This window comes from Microbulbifer maximicatervae (SeqCode) (assembly GCF_056231245.1).
Map to the genome: position 1 here is coordinate 3,675,057 of NZ_CP174334.1, position 18,634 is coordinate 3,693,690.

Annotated in this window: 23 protein-coding genes; 14 read left to right on the forward strand and 9 right to left on the reverse strand. The window is 46.2% G+C overall.

Annotated features, from left to right (window positions below; translation table 11 throughout):
* Window positions 1-65 precede the first annotated feature (65 nt).
* From ACJJIS_RS16055 to ACJJIS_RS16085, 7 genes are all read left to right on the forward strand, one after another.
* Window positions 66-746 carry a DUF6629 family protein gene (locus tag ACJJIS_RS16055; protein WP_475708542.1) on the forward strand — a complete coding sequence of 227 codons (681 nt, stop codon included), beginning with the start codon at window positions 66-68 and terminating at the stop codon, window positions 744-746.
* A gap of 949 nt (window positions 747-1,695) precedes the next feature.
* Complete coding sequence (locus tag ACJJIS_RS16060; protein ID WP_444912315.1) at window positions 1,696-2,112, forward strand: hypothetical protein; 417 nt, start codon at window positions 1,696-1,698, stop codon at window positions 2,110-2,112.
* 94 nt (window positions 2,113-2,206) lie between these two features.
* Entirely contained in the window at window positions 2,207-2,605 is a 399-nt protein-coding gene (locus tag ACJJIS_RS16065) for a hypothetical protein (RefSeq protein WP_475708543.1), read from the forward strand.
* A gap of 145 nt (window positions 2,606-2,750) precedes the next feature.
* Window positions 2,751-3,077, forward strand: coding sequence for a hypothetical protein (locus ACJJIS_RS16070; protein ID WP_475708544.1), 327 nt, complete (start codon window positions 2,751-2,753; stop codon window positions 3,075-3,077).
* A gap of 163 nt (window positions 3,078-3,240) precedes the next feature.
* Entirely contained in the window at window positions 3,241-3,552 is a 312-nt protein-coding gene (locus ACJJIS_RS16075; protein ID WP_475708545.1) for an outer membrane protein assembly factor BamD, read from the forward strand.
* A gap of 48 nt (window positions 3,553-3,600) precedes the next feature.
* Entirely contained in the window at window positions 3,601-4,062 is a 462-nt protein-coding gene (locus ACJJIS_RS16080) for a hypothetical protein (RefSeq protein ID WP_475708546.1), read from the forward strand.
* 127 nt (window positions 4,063-4,189) lie between these two features.
* Window positions 4,190-5,227 carry an ABC transporter ATP-binding protein gene (locus ACJJIS_RS16085; protein ID WP_475708547.1) on the forward strand — a complete coding sequence of 346 codons (1,038 nt, stop codon included), beginning with the start codon at window positions 4,190-4,192 and terminating at the stop codon, window positions 5,225-5,227.
* A gap of 6 nt (window positions 5,228-5,233) precedes the next feature.
* On the opposite strand, the gene ACJJIS_RS16090 is transcribed toward ACJJIS_RS16085, so the two are convergent.
* Both ACJJIS_RS16090 and ACJJIS_RS16095 read right to left on the reverse strand, forming a co-directional pair.
* The gene (locus ACJJIS_RS16090) at window positions 5,234-6,919 is read right to left on the reverse strand and encodes an ABC transporter permease (protein ID WP_475708548.1); all 1,686 of its coding nucleotides are present in this window, start codon (window positions 6,917-6,919) and stop codon (window positions 5,234-5,236) included.
* 122 nt (window positions 6,920-7,041) lie between these two features.
* A complete protein-coding gene (locus ACJJIS_RS16095; protein ID WP_413664731.1) occupies window positions 7,042-8,073 on the reverse strand; it encodes a Fe(3+) ABC transporter substrate-binding protein in 1,032 nt (343 codons plus the stop codon).
* A gap of 149 nt (window positions 8,074-8,222) precedes the next feature.
* Between ACJJIS_RS16095 and ACJJIS_RS16100 the strand changes: the two genes are divergently transcribed.
* The 4 genes from ACJJIS_RS16100 (at window position 8,223) to ACJJIS_RS16115 (ending at window position 11,163) form a co-directional block, all read left to right on the forward strand.
* Window positions 8,223-8,630 carry a hypothetical protein gene (locus ACJJIS_RS16100; RefSeq protein ID WP_413664730.1) on the forward strand — a complete coding sequence of 136 codons (408 nt, stop codon included), beginning with the start codon at window positions 8,223-8,225 and terminating at the stop codon, window positions 8,628-8,630.
* A 130-nt stretch (window positions 8,631-8,760) separates the two neighbouring features.
* Window positions 8,761-9,027, forward strand: a complete 267-nt coding sequence (locus ACJJIS_RS16105) for a PepSY domain-containing protein (RefSeq protein ID WP_282931601.1) — start codon at window positions 8,761-8,763, stop codon at window positions 9,025-9,027.
* Between the two features lie 237 nt (window positions 9,028-9,264).
* Window positions 9,265-10,710, forward strand: a complete 1,446-nt coding sequence (locus ACJJIS_RS16110) for a coniferyl aldehyde dehydrogenase (protein WP_445360227.1) — start codon at window positions 9,265-9,267, stop codon at window positions 10,708-10,710.
* A 147-nt stretch (window positions 10,711-10,857) separates the two neighbouring features.
* Window positions 10,858-11,163: a hypothetical protein gene (locus ACJJIS_RS16115; RefSeq protein ID WP_444932482.1), complete on the forward strand. Its 306-nt coding sequence runs from the start codon at window positions 10,858-10,860 to the stop codon at window positions 11,161-11,163.
* 96 nt (window positions 11,164-11,259) lie between these two features.
* Here the strand turns inward: ACJJIS_RS16115 and ACJJIS_RS16120 are convergent, their stop codons facing one another.
* The 6 genes from ACJJIS_RS16120 to ACJJIS_RS16145 form a co-directional block, all read right to left on the reverse strand.
* Window positions 11,260-12,258, reverse strand: coding sequence for an AraC family transcriptional regulator (locus ACJJIS_RS16120; protein WP_444906122.1), 999 nt, complete (start codon window positions 12,256-12,258; stop codon window positions 11,260-11,262).
* 18 nt (window positions 12,259-12,276) lie between these two features.
* A complete protein-coding gene (locus ACJJIS_RS16125) occupies window positions 12,277-13,050 on the reverse strand; it encodes an SDR family NAD(P)-dependent oxidoreductase (protein ID WP_444894871.1) in 774 nt (257 codons plus the stop codon).
* A gap of 157 nt (window positions 13,051-13,207) precedes the next feature.
* The gene (locus ACJJIS_RS16130) at window positions 13,208-13,819 is read right to left on the reverse strand and encodes a hypothetical protein (protein ID WP_445360228.1); all 612 of its coding nucleotides are present in this window, start codon (window positions 13,817-13,819) and stop codon (window positions 13,208-13,210) included.
* A 162-nt stretch (window positions 13,820-13,981) separates the two neighbouring features.
* Window positions 13,982-14,260 (reverse strand): hypothetical protein, encoded by a 279-nt coding sequence (locus ACJJIS_RS16135; protein WP_445360229.1) that lies wholly within the window; start codon window positions 14,258-14,260, stop codon window positions 13,982-13,984.
* 20 nt (window positions 14,261-14,280) lie between these two features.
* The gene (locus tag ACJJIS_RS16140; protein WP_445360230.1) at window positions 14,281-14,643 is read right to left on the reverse strand and encodes a hypothetical protein; all 363 of its coding nucleotides are present in this window, start codon (window positions 14,641-14,643) and stop codon (window positions 14,281-14,283) included.
* The gene (locus tag ACJJIS_RS16145) at window positions 14,637-15,146 is read right to left on the reverse strand and encodes a hypothetical protein (RefSeq protein WP_445360231.1); all 510 of its coding nucleotides are present in this window, start codon (window positions 15,144-15,146) and stop codon (window positions 14,637-14,639) included. Before ACJJIS_RS16145 ends, ACJJIS_RS16140 begins: the two co-directional genes overlap by 7 nt.
* A 407-nt stretch (window positions 15,147-15,553) precedes the next feature.
* Between ACJJIS_RS16145 and ACJJIS_RS16150 the strand changes: the two genes are divergently transcribed.
* Both ACJJIS_RS16150 and ACJJIS_RS16155 read left to right on the forward strand, forming a co-directional pair.
* The gene (locus ACJJIS_RS16150) at window positions 15,554-16,045 is read left to right on the forward strand and encodes a hypothetical protein (RefSeq protein WP_445360232.1); all 492 of its coding nucleotides are present in this window, start codon (window positions 15,554-15,556) and stop codon (window positions 16,043-16,045) included.
* Window positions 16,046-16,102: 57 nt separating this feature from the next.
* The gene (locus ACJJIS_RS16155; RefSeq protein WP_445360233.1) at window positions 16,103-17,125 is read left to right on the forward strand and encodes a DUF2806 domain-containing protein; all 1,023 of its coding nucleotides are present in this window, start codon (window positions 16,103-16,105) and stop codon (window positions 17,123-17,125) included.
* Window positions 17,126-17,148: 23 nt separating this feature from the next.
* Here ACJJIS_RS16155 and ACJJIS_RS16160 read toward each other — a convergent pair whose 3' ends face one another.
* The gene (locus ACJJIS_RS16160) at window positions 17,149-17,796 is read right to left on the reverse strand and encodes a recombinase family protein (protein ID WP_445360234.1); all 648 of its coding nucleotides are present in this window, start codon (window positions 17,794-17,796) and stop codon (window positions 17,149-17,151) included.
* A 247-nt stretch (window positions 17,797-18,043) separates the two neighbouring features.
* On the opposite strand from ACJJIS_RS16160, the gene ACJJIS_RS16165 reads away from it, so the two are divergent.
* Complete coding sequence (locus ACJJIS_RS16165) at window positions 18,044-18,634, forward strand: DUF6338 family protein (protein ID WP_445360235.1); 591 nt, start codon at window positions 18,044-18,046, stop codon at window positions 18,632-18,634.

Consider the following 18,634-nt stretch of genomic DNA (forward strand, 5'->3'; position numbering starts at 1 on the left):
TGTTGCATATCAAATTATATGGCTTTGGCTTAAGTTAGAATATCTTACATATAGAGAAAATCATTATGTGTTTTTCAGCCACGGCATCGTTCGGATCAGCGGCTCTGCTTATTGTCGGTGGTGCCTTGTGTACAACACATGCTATGAAAAATGATAAAACCTATTTATTACTCGCAGTTACCCCCCTCCTTTTTGCGTTACAGCAAGCAAGTGAAGGGGTAGTATGGATTGGATACAACCAAAATTTAGTGTCACTGACTGCAGCGTCTTCTATTTTTTACTTATTTTTTGCTCTATTTTTTTGGCTTGTCTGGATACCAACCGTTGCCTTTAGTCTTGAGACAAAAAAATGGAAAAGAACTTTCTTTATTATATTAATAATCATAGGTTTTATTTTTGGCTTATATCTTTGGATACCCATCCTATTAGAAACAGGACCAAGACACTTAATAAAAACGAGCTTGTGCGGCCATAGCTTATGCTATATCACATCCGATTACAGCTTATTCGCCATTACAACTGGACATATTATTTACTCTTTACTTGGATTTTTATTTTTATTATCGAGCAATAGAATTTTTAGGAAGTTTTGGGCACTTGTCATGGCACTCGGTGTTATCGTCTACTTTACCCAGCGTGAAACATGGGTATCAACCTGGTGTTTCTTTGCTGCAATATCAACTTTATGGATATATTTTCTATTGCGAAATAATCATAAAGCAAACATAACAAAACAAGCCTCATGATTACCACTACAAAGCCAATATTAGTCACGACATTAGGAGATATATAATTTTTCCATAGTTAGCAGTTATTATTGAATATATTCATGTTGAATATCTATAAATGAAAACTTAAGAACCAATTTTAGTTTTCTTCTCAGAGAGTAATCCACCCAAACTCTAAACTAGCACTAATTCCAACGGACAAACATCAACTATCTATTTTCAAACTGCCTGCCAAATCCCTATCCTCTTTTGGCATACTTAACCTCTAGATCTTCAATAGCTCCACAGGGATTGCAGATGCTAATTAATCTATAGTCACCCCTGCCGTTATTCAGAGGTCCGCGTAGGAATATGGGAAAATAATCTGAAGGTGAAAGAGTTACAGTTTGATATATAGAATGGGATAGCAGCCAAACTGATAGTTATTATATTCTTTACAACCGAGCTAGATAGATTCATCTCTATTACTTTAAAACAATGTTTTTGTTTAGCAGAGCGATTACTCCTGAGGTAGCAATTAAGATAATGGTGGTATCGTAAGGACAATCTTTTTATCGGAGATAAATTAGCCCCTTCGAGATCAATGATCGCACTCTTGTGACACTCTGTGAGACCCAAAGGTTGGTAGTAGCGAGTACAAAAACTTAGTTTTCTCTTTGTTCCGAGATAAATCATTGACTAATGACAATCTATCCGCTCAGCAACCTGAGAACTTGAAATATTTTATTTTCTTATCACAGAAAGAAGATATTTTTTCTCCCTTGTGATCCGATAACATTTCATGTACGCAATCACTCCTGAGTGAGAGCAAAAACATCTGAAATTAAGAGGCATCTCTTTATTTTTGGAGTATGTCACATTTGGTTTGTGAATTTTGAAGATAAAATAGGCTATAATTTTCACCACTTTGTAGCAGAATACTCCTACTGCTACAAATATGGATATGTTCTTAGCTAGGATAGATAAATTGAAAGTAGCATTTAAAAGTTTAGTTGGTATATTCGTTGGATTTATTGTTGCGCTAGTTACAATAATGGTTCTCTCATTCTTTAGTATTTTTATATTCTCTTACCTTATTGTTGATAAGGCCCCAATGGATATACTGATGACCTCAGTTGAGCCTTTGGTATATTCATTGTTCACAATATTTGTTGGTATTGTTATTGGTATTTACTTATCGGCTCAAATATCGGGAAGTCCAAATATAGTAAATGCGATATTAGTCGCAGCCATGTATGGTAGTTTTATGTACTATATTGGCCAATCTCCATCGAATCTAGATAAAGAGTACCCCATTTGGTATGAAATAGCATCGAATATAGTTTTGGTACCTTCGTTCATAGCAGGGTACTTTCTTACTCTAAAAGCAAAATCAAATACCTGATGAGGCGGGTTATGCCCAACCAATTCACTTCCTTGCCGCCCTGTACGTTAGTACGTCCTCGTATTAGTGCACTCGTACTATTTTGTGCATCGAAATGAAATATCGAAAAGCTGAAATAGAAAGACTCAACTTAAGTGTTCGATGGCTTAATTCTAAGAATGCCAAAAATGCTTACGATTTTTCAGCCAAATACTGTGCGACCGACTTCTATGGGCTAAATAGTGAAGTCGTTGAATCAATTTTTAGACTTAAGATTGAGAGTAATACCATTACAGACGCTTGGCTAAAGAGTAATTTCAACACTGAGGGAACAGTTCAGGTGGTATTTAGCGAGAATCAAGTTTTTATTCTAGCAACCAGCATCTTCCTTGGTGCTTGGCAGGATATATTTATGCCTGCCAGAGATGATGCAATAGTTCTGCACAATAATTCAAACAAAATTTTATTCTATTCTCATGAGCATGTACTTGAGATAGGACAAAGGAAAATATAATAGAAAGCTATATTGCAGCACCTAGTCACTTCGCATTAAATATTTAGTCAATTTTATTGCTGTATATAATTAGGCGGGGAACCTACCTCAAGGCCATATAAATCAAACCTGAAAACTGGAAACCTTAAACTAAAAGGAATATAAAATGAAGAAAATTGTACTAGCAATTATTATTGCTTCAACTTCACAAGTTACCAATGCCTACGAGGCAAATGAACTTAATGGTGCTTGGTGCTTTTACGAACAGGAAGCAGCAGGAAATGTCGCCGCTGAAAATGTCACAATTACTTTCAAGAAAGATGGCTCCTATAAGTGGGTCGATAGTTTTTGGAAGCAGGATGGCACTTGGTCTGTTGAAGACGACAAGCTGATAATGTCAAATGTTGGGACACATAAAATTTTATCAGTTACCCCAAGCAAAGTTGAAATGGTTCGCGGAAGTACAATGAGAATGCGTAAAGGTCCATGCTAATAGAAAATCCATAGGGTCGCATTATAGCTAGCACACGGATTTTAAATGCGGTCCGCGTGCCAACTACACTGGGCTTTGATTATCAGAAGCCCAGCATTTAGCTCGCTACTATGATATATTGCTGGTAATCCTATACAGGCCAACACCTACCAGTAATAATTTTATGAAACTCGAATTTATTTTACCGAACATGAAGAGTTTATTTTTTATACTGTCCGTTTTATTTATTTCCGGGTGTGCCTCAACCCCAAACATATATGAAAGAAACGCGAAAGCTAACAAACTTGAAGCTCAAGCAGAGGAAGCTAGGGCCCGCAATAACTATTCTATGGCTACACAACTAGCCAGAAAGGCCGAGAACCTAAGAGAAAAAGACATTATCAACAAAGAGGATATCGTTGCAGATATTTTCTCCGGGCTTTTTCGGCGATTGCTGGGAGGAAGTTCCAAGAGTGACAAAAATGCTTGGCAATAAAGCAACGCACTAGTACATATCGTTGTCAGCAAGCGCTAGGTAGTTCACTTGATAAAGTACCTACCTGTATTAATTTTTGCTATTTCACCTGCTATAGCGCATACAGCTCAAGATCTCTATGCCGAGATTCTAAACACAAGAGTAAGCGGAAGTTTAATTAGCCCCTTCAAAGAATTTTCGCTGCAAATTTCCCTCACACCAGATGATAATTCCGTTAGTTATATCGACCTCAGTATTGATGAACGACCCGTGAAGATATCCCTCCCTGAAAAATTCAATGTAAGAAATGTATTGTTATCTTCTCTCGAGATCACTCATAGTCCGATACATGCACCAAATGCGGGGGCTGATGGTATAATCGGAGTTGGGCCGGCTTATCTTAAAATCAAATATCGTTACTATTCAGCTGAGTACTGTGAATCTGGAACAGGCGAGATTTCAATATCCACGAGAATGGATACCTTAGTATACGAGGTTGATGGCGAGTGTTTAGATAATTCACTCGTCTAAAAAACATCCAACACTACTGCACAGCTAAAAGTATACTTCACTCTGGACTGGCTACCGGTTAGTGTAGTGATAACTATGAACCCGAAAGCTGCCCTAATCGTTTACAGGCCAAACTACCGGAAGACCCGTGCTCCCTATACTCTCTATAGAAAACCTGCAATGCCGCTACGGTGAGCAGGTAGTTATCGAATCGGTTTCCTTTGCTTTACAAGCGGGAGAAATTGCCTGTTTGTTGGGCCCCAGCGGTTGTGGTAAGACAACGCTACTGCACGCCATCGCTGGTTTTCAGCCGGTCGCAGCGGGGAGTATCCAGCTATCCGGGGAAGTGATTTCCTCCCGTGAGAAACAGATTCCCGCAGAGCAACGGAATATTGGGGTGGTATTTCAGGACTACGCCCTCTTCCCACACCTTACCGTTGAACAGAATATTGCCTTCGGTATCCAGTCAATGCCGAAGCGGCAATCCCGCACCCAGTCTTTGCTAAAGTTAGTGCGTCTGGAAGGCTTCGGGCAACAGTACCCACATCAGCTCTCTGGCGGTCAGCAGCAGCGTGTCGCTCTGGCTCGGGCACTGGCACCGCGCCCCAAGCTGTTACTCCTGGATGAACCCTTCTCCAACCTGGATACCGAGTTGCGCCGCAGTCTCGCCGCCGAAGTCCGCCATATACTGCGCGAAGAGAAGATCCCTGCAATTATTGTTACCCACGACCGCCATGAGGCTTTTATTGCCGGAGATAAGCTGGGAGTACTCAGCCAAGGCCAATTACAGCAGTGGGACAGCCCTCAAGACACTTATCAAACACCTAGAAACTTGGCAGTTGCAAGGATTGTTAGTGAAGGGAATATCATTTCCGGTACTGTTGTGGGCAATGGCCTGATCAGTACCCCTCTGGGGGAAGTGAAGGTGCCAACAGCTGCATACGAAAGTGGAGATCAGCTCGAACTGTTTGTGCGCAGTGAGGATATTGCCGCAGGCGAACATCCCAGTGCTGTGATGGCTCAGGTTGTGGAAAAGAATTTTCTCGGCAACCAGGTGAACTATCGCTTTCAGCTAGCCGCAGGGGAAACTGTCGAGGCCGCTTTGAATGCAGATATTCAAGCGGCTCCCGGTGATAAGCTTCCCCTGCACCTTTCCTCTGCTCTGGTGTTTGACCAAGCCCGATAAAAGCTATCAGGACAGGGCGGGCGCTTCTGAGTCCGCCACGGCTGTGCGCTCCTCACCTCTGCGCCAACCAATGGAACGGCTTAGTAAAATCACCGGTATCAATCCCACCAGGACAATCAATAAAGCCCCCAGGGCCGAGCGTTCCAGCATCTCGTCGGAAGCGAACTGGTAAACATAAGTCGCCAGGGTGTCAAAGCCAAAGGGGCGCAGTAACAAAGTCGCCGGCAGTTCTTTCATACAATCCACAAAGACCACCAAGCCACCCGTTAGTAGACCTGTACGCACCAAAGGTAGATGTACAGCCCACAGGGTTTGCCAGCTATTGCGTCCCAGGGAGCGGGCAGCGCGATCCATTGAAGGGGTTACTTTCTCCAGGCTGGATTCTATGGCCCCTGTGGACACTGCCAGGAAGCGCACCGTGTAGGCAAAAATAATGGCGAAAATACTGCCGCTTAACAGCAGCCCTATGGAGATATCAAAGTGTTCACGTAAAAAACCATCCACCGCATTATCAAAAGCGGCCAGGGGAATCAGGACACCAATCGCCAGTACTGCCCCGGGCATTGCATAACCCAGCTTGGAAAAGCCGACCAAGACCCGTACGGATCTTTTGGGTTGCAGTCGCTTACCGTAAGCCAACAGCAGGCCCAGCAGTACAGAGACCAGTGCCGCTGCGATTGACAGTAACAAGCTATTGCTGGCGATCTGTATAAAATCTTCGCTCCAATAACTGGAGAAGTTGCTGAGTGCGTAACCTCCCAGAACCAGCAGGGGAATAATAAAACCGGCCACCAACAGTAACCCGCAGAACAATAGGGCTACACCGGATCGCCAGCCGCGCAATACATAGCGTTCACGCTGGGAATTTGGCGATTGTACAAAGTGCTTCTGTCTCGCCCGCCCCATTCGCTCCAGCGTAATTAACAGAACAACAAAAATCAGAGTGCTACAGGCAATTTGCGCCGCGCCTCCTAAATTGCCGTGGCTCAACCAGGTATCGTAAATTCCGACACTCAAGGTGCGTACGGCAAAGAAGTCCACTGTGCCGAAATCATTCAGGGTTTCCATCAATACCAGTGATAAACCCACCGCAATTGCTGGGCGTGCCATTGGCAGGGATACGCGCAAGAAGCTCTGCCAAGGCGTACAGCCCAATGACCGGCTCGCGGCACGTATACTGCCGCACTGCTCGATAAAGGCTGCTCGCGCGAGCATATAGACATAGGGGAAGAGCACCAGTGACAGCATGGCTATCGCCCCACCCATGCTACGGATCTCTGGGAACCAATAATCCCTGGATGTCTGCCAACCAAACCAGGTGCGCAGGGACTTTTGCACAGGGCCCGCATATTCCAGCAAGTCCGTGTAAACGTAGGCAATCACATAGGCGGGAACAGCAAACGGCAATAACAGCCCCCACTCAAACAAACGACGCCCGGGGAACTGGCACATGCTCACCAGCCAAGCACTGCCCACGCCTGTTATCAGCGTTACCAAACCGACACCGCCAGCCAGAATCAAAGTGGAGGACACATAGTGAAACAACACCGTGTCCACCAAGTGCGGCCAGATATTTTCTTCAGGGAAAAATGCCAACCAAAAAATGGATAGCACTGGCAGAGCTACCAGTAGGGAAATAGTAGCTACCAGTAGCAGCCAGCGGGAAGCTGATAAGTTGGCTCGGTTTAGCATGGATTAAGGAATCAAAAGCTCATTATAAAAGAACGGCCCTGGTCTCTCGACAGGGCCGTTCGAATAAGGCTGAGATAGTGCTGCCAATTTACTCGGCAGCAATTCCCATTCAGTTAACCATTCTAAAAGTCAAAGCGTACTTCATCAACCATACGGGAAGCCGCTGGAACGTAGGAACCGATCTCCGTGAGACTCAGATCGTCTTCTTTAAACTCACCCATATACTCCTTAATCAATTCAGAGCGGGCAGTGCCAGGGCGTACCGGGAACTCAAAGTTTTTCTCAGCGTAAGAGTATTGAGCATCGGCGCCGCTGAGGAATTCCAGCAGCTTAACGGCATTTTCACGGTTGGGGGCATGCTTAGTCAGCGCCGCACCGGAAATAAACATATGGGTACCGCGATCTTTCTGGTTAGGGAAGACCAGGTTTACAGACTTGGCCCAATCCACCTGCTCCGGCTGCTCCTTATTGGTAATCATTTTACCGAAGTAGTAGCTGTTACCCAGGGAAAGGTCGCAGACACCTTCGCTAATAGCTTTAACCTGAGCGCGGTCATTACCCTGGGGCTTACGCGCCAGATTCGCTTTCACACCTTGCAGCCACTCTTTGGTTTCTGCTTCACCGTGATGGGCGATCATGGAGGCGATCAGGGACAGGGTATAGGGGTGCTTGCCGCTACGAGTACAGATTCGGCCCTTCCACTTAGGGTCTACCAACTCTTCGTAGCGAGTAATTTCACCGGGCTTAACGCGGTCTTTGGAGGAGTAGATCAAACGCGCCCGGGTGGTCAGGCCGAACCAGTTGCCAGCCTTATCGCGAAATTGTGATGGGATATTGTCTTCCAGGATTTCACTGCTTACCGGTTGGGTCAGCTGCTTATTAAGCAGATCCATCAGGCTGCTGGTATTGGAAGTCAGGACCAGGTCAGCGGGGCTGTTGCGCCCTTCCCTTTGCAAACGCTCGTTCAAGCCTTTGCTGGCGTAGACCACTTTGGCCTCAATACCGGTTTTCTCGGTGAACTCCTTTAAGATCGGCTCTATAAGGAAAGGCTGTCGGTAGGAGTAGATATTTACCTGCTCGGCCGCACTGGCACCCACAGCACCCAACAAGCCGGCTACAGCCAGCACTTTTTGAAATAGAGCTCTGGTAGACATTATCGTAGATCACCCTTGGATTAAACGAGAAACATTCTCATTTGATTTAATGGCAATGTCAATAAAAATACATATGACCTAAGGCGATAAGGCAAAGTCGTCAATTTCCTCCTATGCTTAGGCTTGATACCGCCACCCATAGAGGTCCTATGTACCGCTTTGGCCCTTTAATAGCACTGATCTTTGTCCTCTGCAGCTGTGGGGGCCCGAAGGACTCCAAGTCACCTGCAACCCCTCCTGCAGATGAGTCGGCTACCAGCGCCATGAAGGAGCCCATTGCCCCACCGGGCAATGGAGCGGAAGCGGAAAAGAAAGCTGCAGCTATATGCACCCCGGAATGGTTTGCCTGGGTTCAACAGCAAGTGCTTGCCCAGCAAAATGGCGATATGGCGAAACTATACCCGTCCGGTATGCCGACTACCGGTAGTGAGGAATGGTTCACAGCCATCACCCGGCTCAGCAGAGCCAATACCAACGGTCTCAAACCCGGAGGAATGGAGTGGTGCGAGGCAATCCAGAAGCACCTTACCCAGGGCAGCCCACAAAACCCGTTGTAAGTGCCTGGAGACCAAACGCAAACGTATCAGTTTTTATTTTACAGTTTGGAAATACCGATCGCTCGGTTAAGGGAAGATTTGATTCATAGGATACTGCGATTTAGCAAATAGACAGCGAGGTAATAGCACCATGCAACCTATCAGCAAGTTGTTGCTGGCCTTTATCGCCGCAACAGCACTACCCTATGCACTCGCCAAAGAAAAGCCCCCACCCGGAGCTATGGCCCTTTCCACCGTATTGACCAAATTGGAACAGCAGGGCTACACCCCAATTGTTGAGGTCGATCTGGACAAGGGTAAGTGGAAGATTGAAGCCTATAAGGGTGACCAAAAGTACGACTTGCACGTAGACCCCAACTCTGCGGAAGTTTTGTCGGAAAAACCGGACAACGATTAAGGATTACTGTCCTCATTCCGAGCTATCCTGACAGGGCCGGCTGCCAAAGCCGGCCCTAACCTATTCTGCTTGAACATAGTGATGTAATCCGCGCCATAAATTGCGATGGCAAAACAAACTTGGCCATTCCCCGGATAAAATTTGTTCTCCGATCATCAAAGGAATTTACCGGATTGGTCAATCACTCCGATTCAATTTCGTTTAGTCTTTCTGAGATCAACGCCACAGGATAATAAAATGACAACACAAACCCTGACCCGGCAGGATGCAGACAAAGCGGTACTGCAAAACTATCTGGACAAACAGCGCAGTGCCTACCTGGCCAACCCGGCTCCCAGCTATCAGCAACGTGTGCAGGATCTTAGAACCCTTGCCCAGCTCCTGCGTGAACAGCAGGAATCCATTATCCAGGCAATTAGTAACGACTACGGCAATCGAGCCAGGGAAGAGATACTGCTCTACGATATCTACCCAGCGCTCTCCGGCATTAAAGAGACTATCAAGCGCCTAAAGAAGTGGATGAAACCCAGGGGGCGCCATACAGATTTTAAATCCTATCCCCTCTCTAAAAATCGTGTGGTCCCACAACCTCTGGGGGTAATTGGCGTCATAGTGCCGTGGAACTTCCCAATAAACTTAAGCTTTTCACCACTGACCAATATTTTCGCCGCAGGCAATCAGGCGATGGTCAAGATGTCCACCAATTCCAAGCACCTTGCAGAATTACTCAGTAAAGTCTGTGAACAATACTTCCCGGAAGAAAAGCTGGTTTTTATTCCCGATGCCGATGAAATAGGCCCGGTATTTTCCAGCCTTAAATTCGATCACTTAATCTTTACTGGCTCCAGTAATACCGGTCGTGCAGTAATGCGCTCCGCCGCAGAAAACCTAACTCCAGTCACATTGGAGCTTGGAGGTAAATCACCGGCAATTGTTGGCTCGGATTACCCGGTTAAGAAAGCCGCCGAGCAACTAATTTACTGGAAGCTGGTAAACGCCGGGCAGATCTGTGTCAACGTGGATTATCTTTTCTTGCCGGAGGAGCATCTCGAAGAGTTTATCGAGCACGCAAAACATTATGTTCAGAAGCGCTACCCCAACTTAGATGGCCAGGATTACACTTCTATTATCGACGACACATCTTACCAGCGAATCTGGGCAACCCTGGATGACGCCAAGGCTAAGGGTGCTAATGCCATAGATTTAAGTGCTGGCAAATTGGATAGGGACAATAAACTGCGAAAATTCCCTCCGCATATCCTGACCAACGTAGACGGCGAGATGCTGGCAATGCAGCGTGAGATTTTTGGCCCGCTATTGCCGATTATCACTTATTCCAAGCCAGAGGAAGTTATTGATTATATTAATGCTCGCCCCAGACCCCTGGCGATTTACCCTTACACTCACGACAAAACCTTACAAGATTTATATATCAACAAGGTAATGTCTGGAGGCGTGTCGGTAAACAATTGTGTACTGCACGTTGGCCAGCACGATATTCCATTTGGCGGCGTTGGTGAAAGCGGTATGGGTCACTACCATGGCTACGAGGGATTTCTGACCTTCTCTAAACTTCGTCCCATCTTCTATCAGGGCCCAATCGACCTATTAAAATTACTGCGGCCTCCCTATGGCAAACTCTCAACTCGTGTTATCGATTTTATGCTAAAGCTTACACGCTAGGCTCCCTAGGTCCGGCAATATCTGTTGCCGGGCCATTCACTGCTATAATCGCACTCAGGTAAGACCGAAATCACTACAGCCCGCTGGCACTGCGATAATCCCTAGTCCAAACTAATACTATGGCTTGTTAGCAGTATGGAGCCGTAGATGATTTTTCTTACCGCCATAGCTTTAGTTGGCAATCTCACTAACCCAATCCCCCCCGGCCTCGATCCCAATAAACCCGCCCCCATCTACGACAGCCCCGACCTTTACGGAGCAGAACCTTCGGTCATTGCCTTGGACTTATCCACTATTAAAGCGAAACTGTATGGTCTAGGGTTCAACCCCATCACGCATATCGAATTTGTGGGCGGAAGATGGAAAATCCAGGCGGTCTACGGAGGAGAATTGAGGGCTCTGGAAGTGAATCCAGACAACGGAATAATTATTGCTGACCGACCAGCCAATTAATCGCTGTTTACGTGTTAAAACCAAACTTCCTGGGTCAAATTGGTCACATAAATTTACAGTGATATGCAAACATTGGCTTTTTACTAACGGATCTATTCAGTGAATAGAGTCCCGGTATTGCAATGGTGTCATTCCTTTCCAGCCCCGGTAGGCCCGAATAAATGAATTGGGTTCTTTAAATCCCAGCATAAAAGAAATCTCACCCAAATGAAGGCTGGACTTGGCGAGGTAGTGATCAGCCAAACTTGATCTAACTCCCTGCAATACTGTCTGGAAGGATTGATTTTCCTCCCCCAGTTTCCGCTGCAAAGTCCTTTTACTGATAGCCAAGCGTTCAGACACCGCTTCGACAGAACTCTCACCGGCCGGTAGTAACTCCATCAATACTGAACCTACCCGCTCTCCCATTGTGGCTTCGCTATCCAGATCCTTGAGCTGTTGACTCAATTTACCTTCAAAGAAATCCCACATAGGGGCATTGGCAGTCAGAAATGGCTTTTGTGCATCTTGCGCTGAGAAACAAATTCTCACCCGGTCTGACTGCTTAATTGAACAACCAAAAAACTCCCGATAAGGCGTTTGATCTTCAGGCAGCTGCGGTAGTGCCAATTCCAATGGTTGAATTTCCTCCCGGGTTCCCAACCGAGCAAGGCGGATATAGAAAATTAATTCGCTCAGGCCCAAAGCTTCAGGGATATTTCCATCACTTCCATAGCACTCTAAATTGAGCTTGGTGTACTCATCAGTAATATCCAAGTGCAATTCCATGGGACCGATCAGTGGTTTGTATTGCTGTATCCGCAGTAGAGCTTGATTCAGATTTGCACTGCACAGGCTCGCAAATATGGGAGGGTCAAACGACTCAGCCGAAAGGTGCTCCGCCAGTAAAAGTGGTAATGGCCGATCCTTAGAGGCCCGATCAATACCACACCAAAAACGGAAATATTCCACCGGAGAGAGTGTCACAGCCTCCCGCTGTAACAGATCCGCAGGTAACCCGGCATAGGCAAGAGCCAGCGCTGTATCGATATTCATATCGTGTAATATCAACTTCCAGCTGGGAGGTACCAGGAATTTCGCTGCACGTTTGATCATTACCGGACCTGCCTGTAATTAAGACTTTTCCATCGTCTGACGGGAAAACTTCAGTACCATTTTACGGGGCAGTAAAGGCATTATCCAATTCAGAAACAACTTGAGCCGTGTCTCATTAAAAGCAACCAGATCTCCCCGCTCCATTGCCTGATAGCCACATCTGGCAACAGACTCAGCCGAACGGGCATTTTTCCAAATATCGACACCCTGAAGATCACCAGCGGCCACAAACCCTGTTGCAACAGCACCGGGGCACAAAGCCGTTACTGTTACACCTGTGCCTTTCAACTCTTCCGCCAGTGCCTGGCTAAATGAAGTTACATAGGCTTTAGTTGCGTAGTAAACCGCCTGTAAAGGGCCGGGAATAAAAGAGGCTGTAGATGAAACATTAAGAATATGTCCACTATTGCGGCCAACCATCCCCTTTAAATACAGGTGGGTGAGATTGGTAAGGGAAACCATATTCACCTGCATCATACCCTGCTCAGCTTCCAAATCCCTCTGATGGAAAAGACCATGACCACCAAAACCCGCATTGTTAATTAGAGTGCCAATCTCCACACCCTCACTTTGGGTTCGCTCAAAAATTCTCTGCGCGGACATGGGGTCAGAAAGGTCCTCGGCAATAACCATTGCCTGGATACCAAACTCCTTCTCTAGCTGCTGTTTGAGTGCTGAAAGCTTCCCTTCAGACCGGGCAACCAGAACCAAGTTGCCACCCTTAGATGCATGTATCCTGGCCAGTTCAAGGCCGATGCCACCAGAGGCCCCAGTAATAAGTGCCGTTTCCATCTATCTGTCTCCCAAGCGTTAATCTTGAAATCAGTATATGATCAGAAAGCGCCAACTAAGAATCCGATGATGCCAAGTGACTATCCAATCGTGACATCATTGATTAGTAGAGTGTCGGTCTTAGAGTCAAATTATTTAAAAGAAAAAGGTTTTACCCCTACTTCCTCTTACCAATAATTAAGGTATTGTCCTCGACGGAGTAGCTGGGAACATCTAGGTCAGCAATGTACCAGGATTGACTCCTACCATTGAGGTCAAAGATCATATACTTCTCCCAACTCTCCCACTCACTCTCAACACACTGTAGCGCCCCAGCTAAGTCCTGCCCCTCAATAGAAACACCCTCTGACAAATACGTAAATTCAGAACATGGGATTATCGAGCGATAGTAATCACGCTCGGCTAGCCTAGGTACACCATCCTCAGAGTTCACTTGAAGCATAAACACTTTTATTTCATGATCTAGTCGGTCCTGAGCTTTAGGTGGCTGCTTTCCATGTTTTTTAGGTTCAACTAAAACATCAAGTTGCTGTAGAACTTCATCTCTTGGCTTAACAATAATTAAACGATACCACGACCAATCTAGGGAGATGATGGTATCTTCTCTAATATCATCCAGGTCTATATATAAAAAATATTCCCTATCTGCTACTGAGTTTGGAAACAAGGATAAGAAAAATGGAGAACCACCAAGAGCAATACCTGTAGTCACAAGAAAACCCATGCAGCCCCACAAAATCTTTTTTCGAAGCCCATCCATAGCCGACATCCGTAAGTCCTGCTTTTTAAAAAACTAGAAAGCTAGGTTTGTAGTTCAGTAAAGAATTCAAAAAAATTGCAAGCTAAAGACCTCCCCCCATTAGCATCCACCAACGCGTATAGATATAAGAAACCTAGGGGGTGCGGCACAACCACCTGAAAAGGATTGGCCTTAGGGCGCTGCTAAAGCGTAAGCCTTGCGCGAATACTCTTGCATTTGCTTGCGAGCGTTGACACTCAACCCAGAATCGGGGTCCCCCGCTAGGTTGTCGAGAGGTAAAAAGGCATTCAGGCGGGCGGTCACTAAAAAGCGGCGCGCTTGCTGGAGGGGTACTTGTTCAGTCTCGGCGTACCTTTCCGCAAGCTCATCATATTCACCGGCCAGGACTTCTTGAATATATTTAAGCCCTCGCCGGGCTTCTGCTATCAAATTAGTTTCCAGAACTGGCACGGAGCTTCCTCTTTGCTGGCTTATCCCAGGCGCTGCTTGGTGTTATCTATGAACATAAGGTCGACCAGCTCGCCATCAACCATTCCTACCTGTGCCGGTTCGATTTCCTTAACGTAAGCCTCAATAGATTTTCGGGCGATGCTTAAAGCCTCGGCGCTGGGTGGTTCAAACTGAGCGTAGATTTCTTTTACCTTGTTAATATTCTCCTGGTGGCTTAATTCTGGGTCAAAGTAGGTGCCGAGTATGGAGTGAACCAGGGCGTTTACTTCTTCTGCACTGAATTCCGGTTGGTCACTGCTGCTAGAAAATGGGTCAATAAGCACCAGCGCGCCCAGCTCTTCGGGAATCTCTATCAGTTCCCCGGTTCCAATTCGAATCAGCATGGTATTACCTCCAGCTGTTTGGCTAGCTCTCTTTCAAAGACTTTAAATTGTGAGTAACTGGGAAAATCTTTTGTACTCATGGCCCACCCCATGCCGCCATCCACTTCAATACGCGAGATATGTTTGAGGCGGTGTTTTACGTGCTTGTGTATATCGATGGCCTTAGCAGTGTATACACGCTTTTTAAACTCTGCGCCACGCCGCCGCCTTGTGTCGAGGTCATCCGTGAGCAAATAAAATCCAAAGATGGATATTTTGTCGAGATCGGGCAAGATCATCTTGATGGCCGACTGGGCAACAAGCCGCCCCAGGCCGAACGGGTTCACTTTTGCCGCTTTGGCTGCGTCGGTGCTGTTGTTTCTATCAGAGAATTTGAGGCCAACGACATAGCCGTCCACGCCAAAGACAATGTGGTAGCTCACTTCGACGTTAAAGAATGTGCCGCCATAGGTTACAACGTCGGTTTTTGACTTGATTTGATTAAGCTGCGGGTGCCCGGTCATGGCTATCTTCCTTGAAAGCTATCGAAAATCCTTATCGATTAAGACGGAGAATATATTGGGTGTCATGGATTAGCAATTCCAGCGGAGCACCTGGAGCCTTTCTGCCTGCGCCTTCTATTATCCACAGAAGTTGGGGACAAAGCTGTGGGCGATTCCACCAGGTCCCCTTACCACACGCCTTTCTCTGGACTGGCGGATTAATACACACCTCTTCCTCGGCTACCTGCCTCTACAACCTCAAAAGTTGCATATTGGCCACAAAAATTGCCGTTATATATGGCCGTGAGGGCTCGCAACCGGGTACAATTTTGCGTTGAGCAAAGGCAGGGGTCTGCCCGTTTACCAGTTCGGCAGAAGAGCCTAGAAAAATCTGCCGGTTTTATAGCGAAGCAAGAAGCAATTACTTTATGTTTGATGGATCGTGGACTTGGCAGGATTCTATAACCCTTGCGGGCTTTGTATTTACCGTCGTGAGCCTTACATATGCTGTTTATACAGGTCGTAAGATTCGCAGCATAAGGGAGTTTTCGCGATCTGAGGCTTGGAATTTATACGCAAGAGCTAGCAATACAAACGGTCAGCTTCAAAACGCTATCAAGCTTTACAAAAAGCAGCACGAAGACAAGTTAAGCCCGGAGGTGCTAGAAAACCTGGGTTTAGCAAATGGCTTCGGCCAAGACCTGACTCGAGATACTTTGCGGATCATTCAGCTATCAGAGGAGGGGGGGTTTAGCCTGGAAAAAATTAAAAAGTGGAAGGCTGCAGAGAAAATTAAGGGCGATCACGAAACGTTATTCAAAGGAATTGCGATGGACCCTCCCAGGCGGTGGTTTAACTGGTTCAAAAATAAAAAGGAACAACCGTCTCACCTTGAGCCATTAACGGAGCCTACTAGCTAATAGTTTCCAAATAGAATATTTGGGGGCTGGTTTAGATACTGTCGATAAGGGACTAACATGGAATTTAATTGGCCCGGTGAAAAACTGGTTTTAAAGTTGTATGAGAGTTTGGCAGACAATGGAGTCCCAGCACTTCTGGGACCCTGGCAAACGAGGCGCACGGCTGAGGCCGAGGCCGACAAAATGCGGATTCTCGCCCAAGCTGAAAAAGACGCAGCAGCCATAAAGGCAGGGGATGTTACTGTCCAGGTTACCTCTGACACTGCACGCCTAGAACTCACCAGCGAAGAAAAGGGCCGGCCTACCCGGAGAGAGCCGGCGTTAGACCTTGAAAAAATGGCCGCCTCTGTTGCCTCGGCTGAGCTTGCAGACTCCATTCGCAGAGAAGTCAATGCCACTAAAGCCGTTCTTGTCGCCGAGGATATCTTAAGCCGGGATACCCAGGAGCCCTCCGATAACAATATTGATGGAGATTGGTTGCACAGCTGGAGGGATTGTGCGGGCAGAGTTTCTGCTGAGCAGCTGCAAGAGCTTTGGGGTCGGGTTTTGGCTGGGGAAGTTAAGCAGCCCGGCTCTTTCTCAATGAGGACTTTAGAGTTTCTAAAAGGATTATCTAAAAAAGAAGCTGAGCTGATTTCCAGTGCTGCAACATTTGTTATCGGTGAAAAAATTCATAGAGAGAAGAGCGGGTACTTAGCGAAAGCTGGGCTAGATTTCGGCCAATTACTTTACCTACAAGAGATTGGCATTCTGGCAGGAGTGGAATCCTCAAGCCTTACATCGCGCTACGCTTCTACAGTTCCAGGAAGTTTCAGGACAGGATTAAAGTCAGAGAACAGGGGCTTACTAATTAAACATGCAGATGCCAATAAGCACTTGCACATTAGCAGTTACTCTATAACTCAGCTTGGTATGGAGATGCTTCGGCTCTGTAAGGTTGATGTAAATGAGGACTATTTTTGGTCTATTGCTTCAGATATTGCCAACCAAGGTTATCAGGTAACCGCTGTAGAGTTTAATCAGGAAGGTAAGCCTATCAACCCCCAGGAAATCACTCCTAAAGCTCACTCACACGCGTAAATCGCAGGGAGTAAAAGTGCCGCCTAGCTTTCGGCGGCCTCCTCCTTTCTGTATTCGGCCTGTATACGGCACACTTGTGATTTACTGTAACCGGTGGCCCTGACCGTCTCCGCAATACTGAGTCCTTTCTCCTCGCGGAAATACTTCACCAGTTCGTGCCGCTCTCTATCCGCAGGCCTGCCTTGATACTTCCCCGCTTTCTTTGCTGCCTCAATACCCTGACGCTGTCGGTGCTGTCGCGATTCATAATCCTTGCGCGCCATGGCGGCCATTAAATCAATCAGCATATTATTAATGGCTTCCAGTATGGCTTCGATTACTTGGTCACCATTGGAGGCCCGGCCGCGATCCAACGCCAGGTAGGAGGTGGGCACATCCAAGCTCACTATGCGCAGCTTCTTTGCCTGTATCTGGCTTTTCAATTCATTCCAGTCGTCATTGCTTAAACGGGTTAGGCGGTCGATCTGTTCTACTAACAGCACGTCATTAGGTTGGCAGTCTGAAAGTAGGCGGTTTAGTTCGGGCCTCTGCAGAGTGGCGCCGCTTTGATTCTCGACATAGTAAGAGGCTATGCGCTGGCCGTAGGGTTCGACAAAGGCGTCGAGGCTATCGCGGGCGCGGTTGGCGTTTTGCTCTTCGGTGGAGGCTCGCAGGTAGGCGCGAATAAACATAATTATCCCTAATGGTCCCGTTTGGGTTGTCCCATTATATGCTGTCTCTTTTGAGTGGTCGCAAGCTGTTTTTGTGGCTCAGGTTTGGGTGTCTCTTTTTTGGGGGGGGCTTAAAAGGGACAGTTCAGCACTGCGCTGGAGGAACTTTACGTGATGAACTCGTTTAGGACCCAATCTTACTGGATAAACAACAGACAGTGATATAGAAAGGTATTTTTTGAATTAGTTGTTCCACCAAGGGGGAAAAGTGAACATTTGGGAAGATGATAAGATTTTAATATTTATCGCATTCGTGATACCTGGATTCATTTCAATCAAGGTCTATGAGTTGCTTTATCCTTCAGAAATGAAGGACTCATCCAAGCAGTTAGTTGATGCAGTCACCTATAGTTGTATCAACTATTCCATCCTTTTATTCCCAATTTTGCTAGTCGAGTCAAACGACTTTTCTGCTAATCACCCAAACTTATACAAGCTTTTCTATGTATTCGTACTGCTGATATTTCCAGTTTTATTAGTTTTTCTCTGGAAAATGATACGTAATGTGGAACTATTCCAAAAGAATGCGCCTCACCCAATTTCAAAGCCATGGGATTTTGTGTTTTCAAAGCGCAGTAGGTATTGGGTGATAGTTACGTTGAAAAGTGGAGAAAAGATTGCAGGAAAGTATGCAGAGAACTCCTTTACAAGTAGCACGCCTGCAAAAGAGCAAATCTATCTTGAGGAAGCGTGGGTTTTAAATAAAAATGGAGGATTCAAGAGAAGTAGAAATAATACATCAGGAATTCTCGTCATATCAGATGAAATATCAACGATCGAGTTTTTTGAACATGAATAA

Bases quoted from the DNA above. Each gene is read 5' to 3' on its own strand.
- ACJJIS_RS16130 (WP_445360228.1), bottom strand. From the start codon at position 13,819: ATGTCGGCTATGGATGGGCTTCGAAAAAAGATTTTGTGGGGCTGCATG.
- ACJJIS_RS16095 (WP_413664731.1), bottom strand. From the start codon at position 8,073: ATGTCTACCAGAGCTCTATTTCAAAAAGTGCTGGCTGTAGCCGGCTTG.
- ACJJIS_RS16075 (WP_475708545.1), top strand. From the start codon at position 3,241: ATGAAACTCGAATTTATTTTACCGAACATGAAGAGTTTATTTTTTATA.
- ACJJIS_RS16120 (WP_444906122.1), bottom strand. From the start codon at position 12,258: ATGATCAAACGTGCAGCGAAATTCCTGGTACCTCCCAGCTGGAAGTTG.
- ACJJIS_RS16115 (WP_444932482.1), top strand. From the start codon at position 10,858: ATGATTTTTCTTACCGCCATAGCTTTAGTTGGCAATCTCACTAACCCA.
- ACJJIS_RS16090 (WP_475708548.1), bottom strand. From the start codon at position 6,919: ATGCTAAACCGAGCCAACTTATCAGCTTCCCGCTGGCTGCTACTGGTA.
- ACJJIS_RS16125 (WP_444894871.1), bottom strand. From the start codon at position 13,050: ATGGAAACGGCACTTATTACTGGGGCCTCTGGTGGCATCGGCCTTGAA.
- ACJJIS_RS16155 (WP_445360233.1), top strand. From the start codon at position 16,103: ATGGAATTTAATTGGCCCGGTGAAAAACTGGTTTTAAAGTTGTATGAG.
- ACJJIS_RS16105 (WP_282931601.1), top strand. From the start codon at position 8,761: ATGCAACCTATCAGCAAGTTGTTGCTGGCCTTTATCGCCGCAACAGCA.
- ACJJIS_RS16055 (WP_475708542.1), top strand. From the start codon at position 66: ATGTGTTTTTCAGCCACGGCATCGTTCGGATCAGCGGCTCTGCTTATT.
- ACJJIS_RS16150 (WP_445360232.1), top strand. From the start codon at position 15,554: ATGTTTGATGGATCGTGGACTTGGCAGGATTCTATAACCCTTGCGGGC.
- ACJJIS_RS16140 (WP_445360230.1), bottom strand. From the start codon at position 14,643: ATGCTGATTCGAATTGGAACCGGGGAACTGATAGAGATTCCCGAAGAG.
- ACJJIS_RS16065 (WP_475708543.1), top strand. From the start codon at position 2,207: ATGAAATATCGAAAAGCTGAAATAGAAAGACTCAACTTAAGTGTTCGA.
- ACJJIS_RS16110 (WP_445360227.1), top strand. From the start codon at position 9,265: ATGACAACACAAACCCTGACCCGGCAGGATGCAGACAAAGCGGTACTG.
- ACJJIS_RS16070 (WP_475708544.1), top strand. From the start codon at position 2,751: ATGAAGAAAATTGTACTAGCAATTATTATTGCTTCAACTTCACAAGTT.
- ACJJIS_RS16160 (WP_445360234.1), bottom strand. From the start codon at position 17,796: ATGTTTATTCGCGCCTACCTGCGAGCCTCCACCGAAGAGCAAAACGCC.
- ACJJIS_RS16145 (WP_445360231.1), bottom strand. From the start codon at position 15,146: ATGACCGGGCACCCGCAGCTTAATCAAATCAAGTCAAAAACCGACGTT.
- ACJJIS_RS16100 (WP_413664730.1), top strand. From the start codon at position 8,223: ATGTACCGCTTTGGCCCTTTAATAGCACTGATCTTTGTCCTCTGCAGC.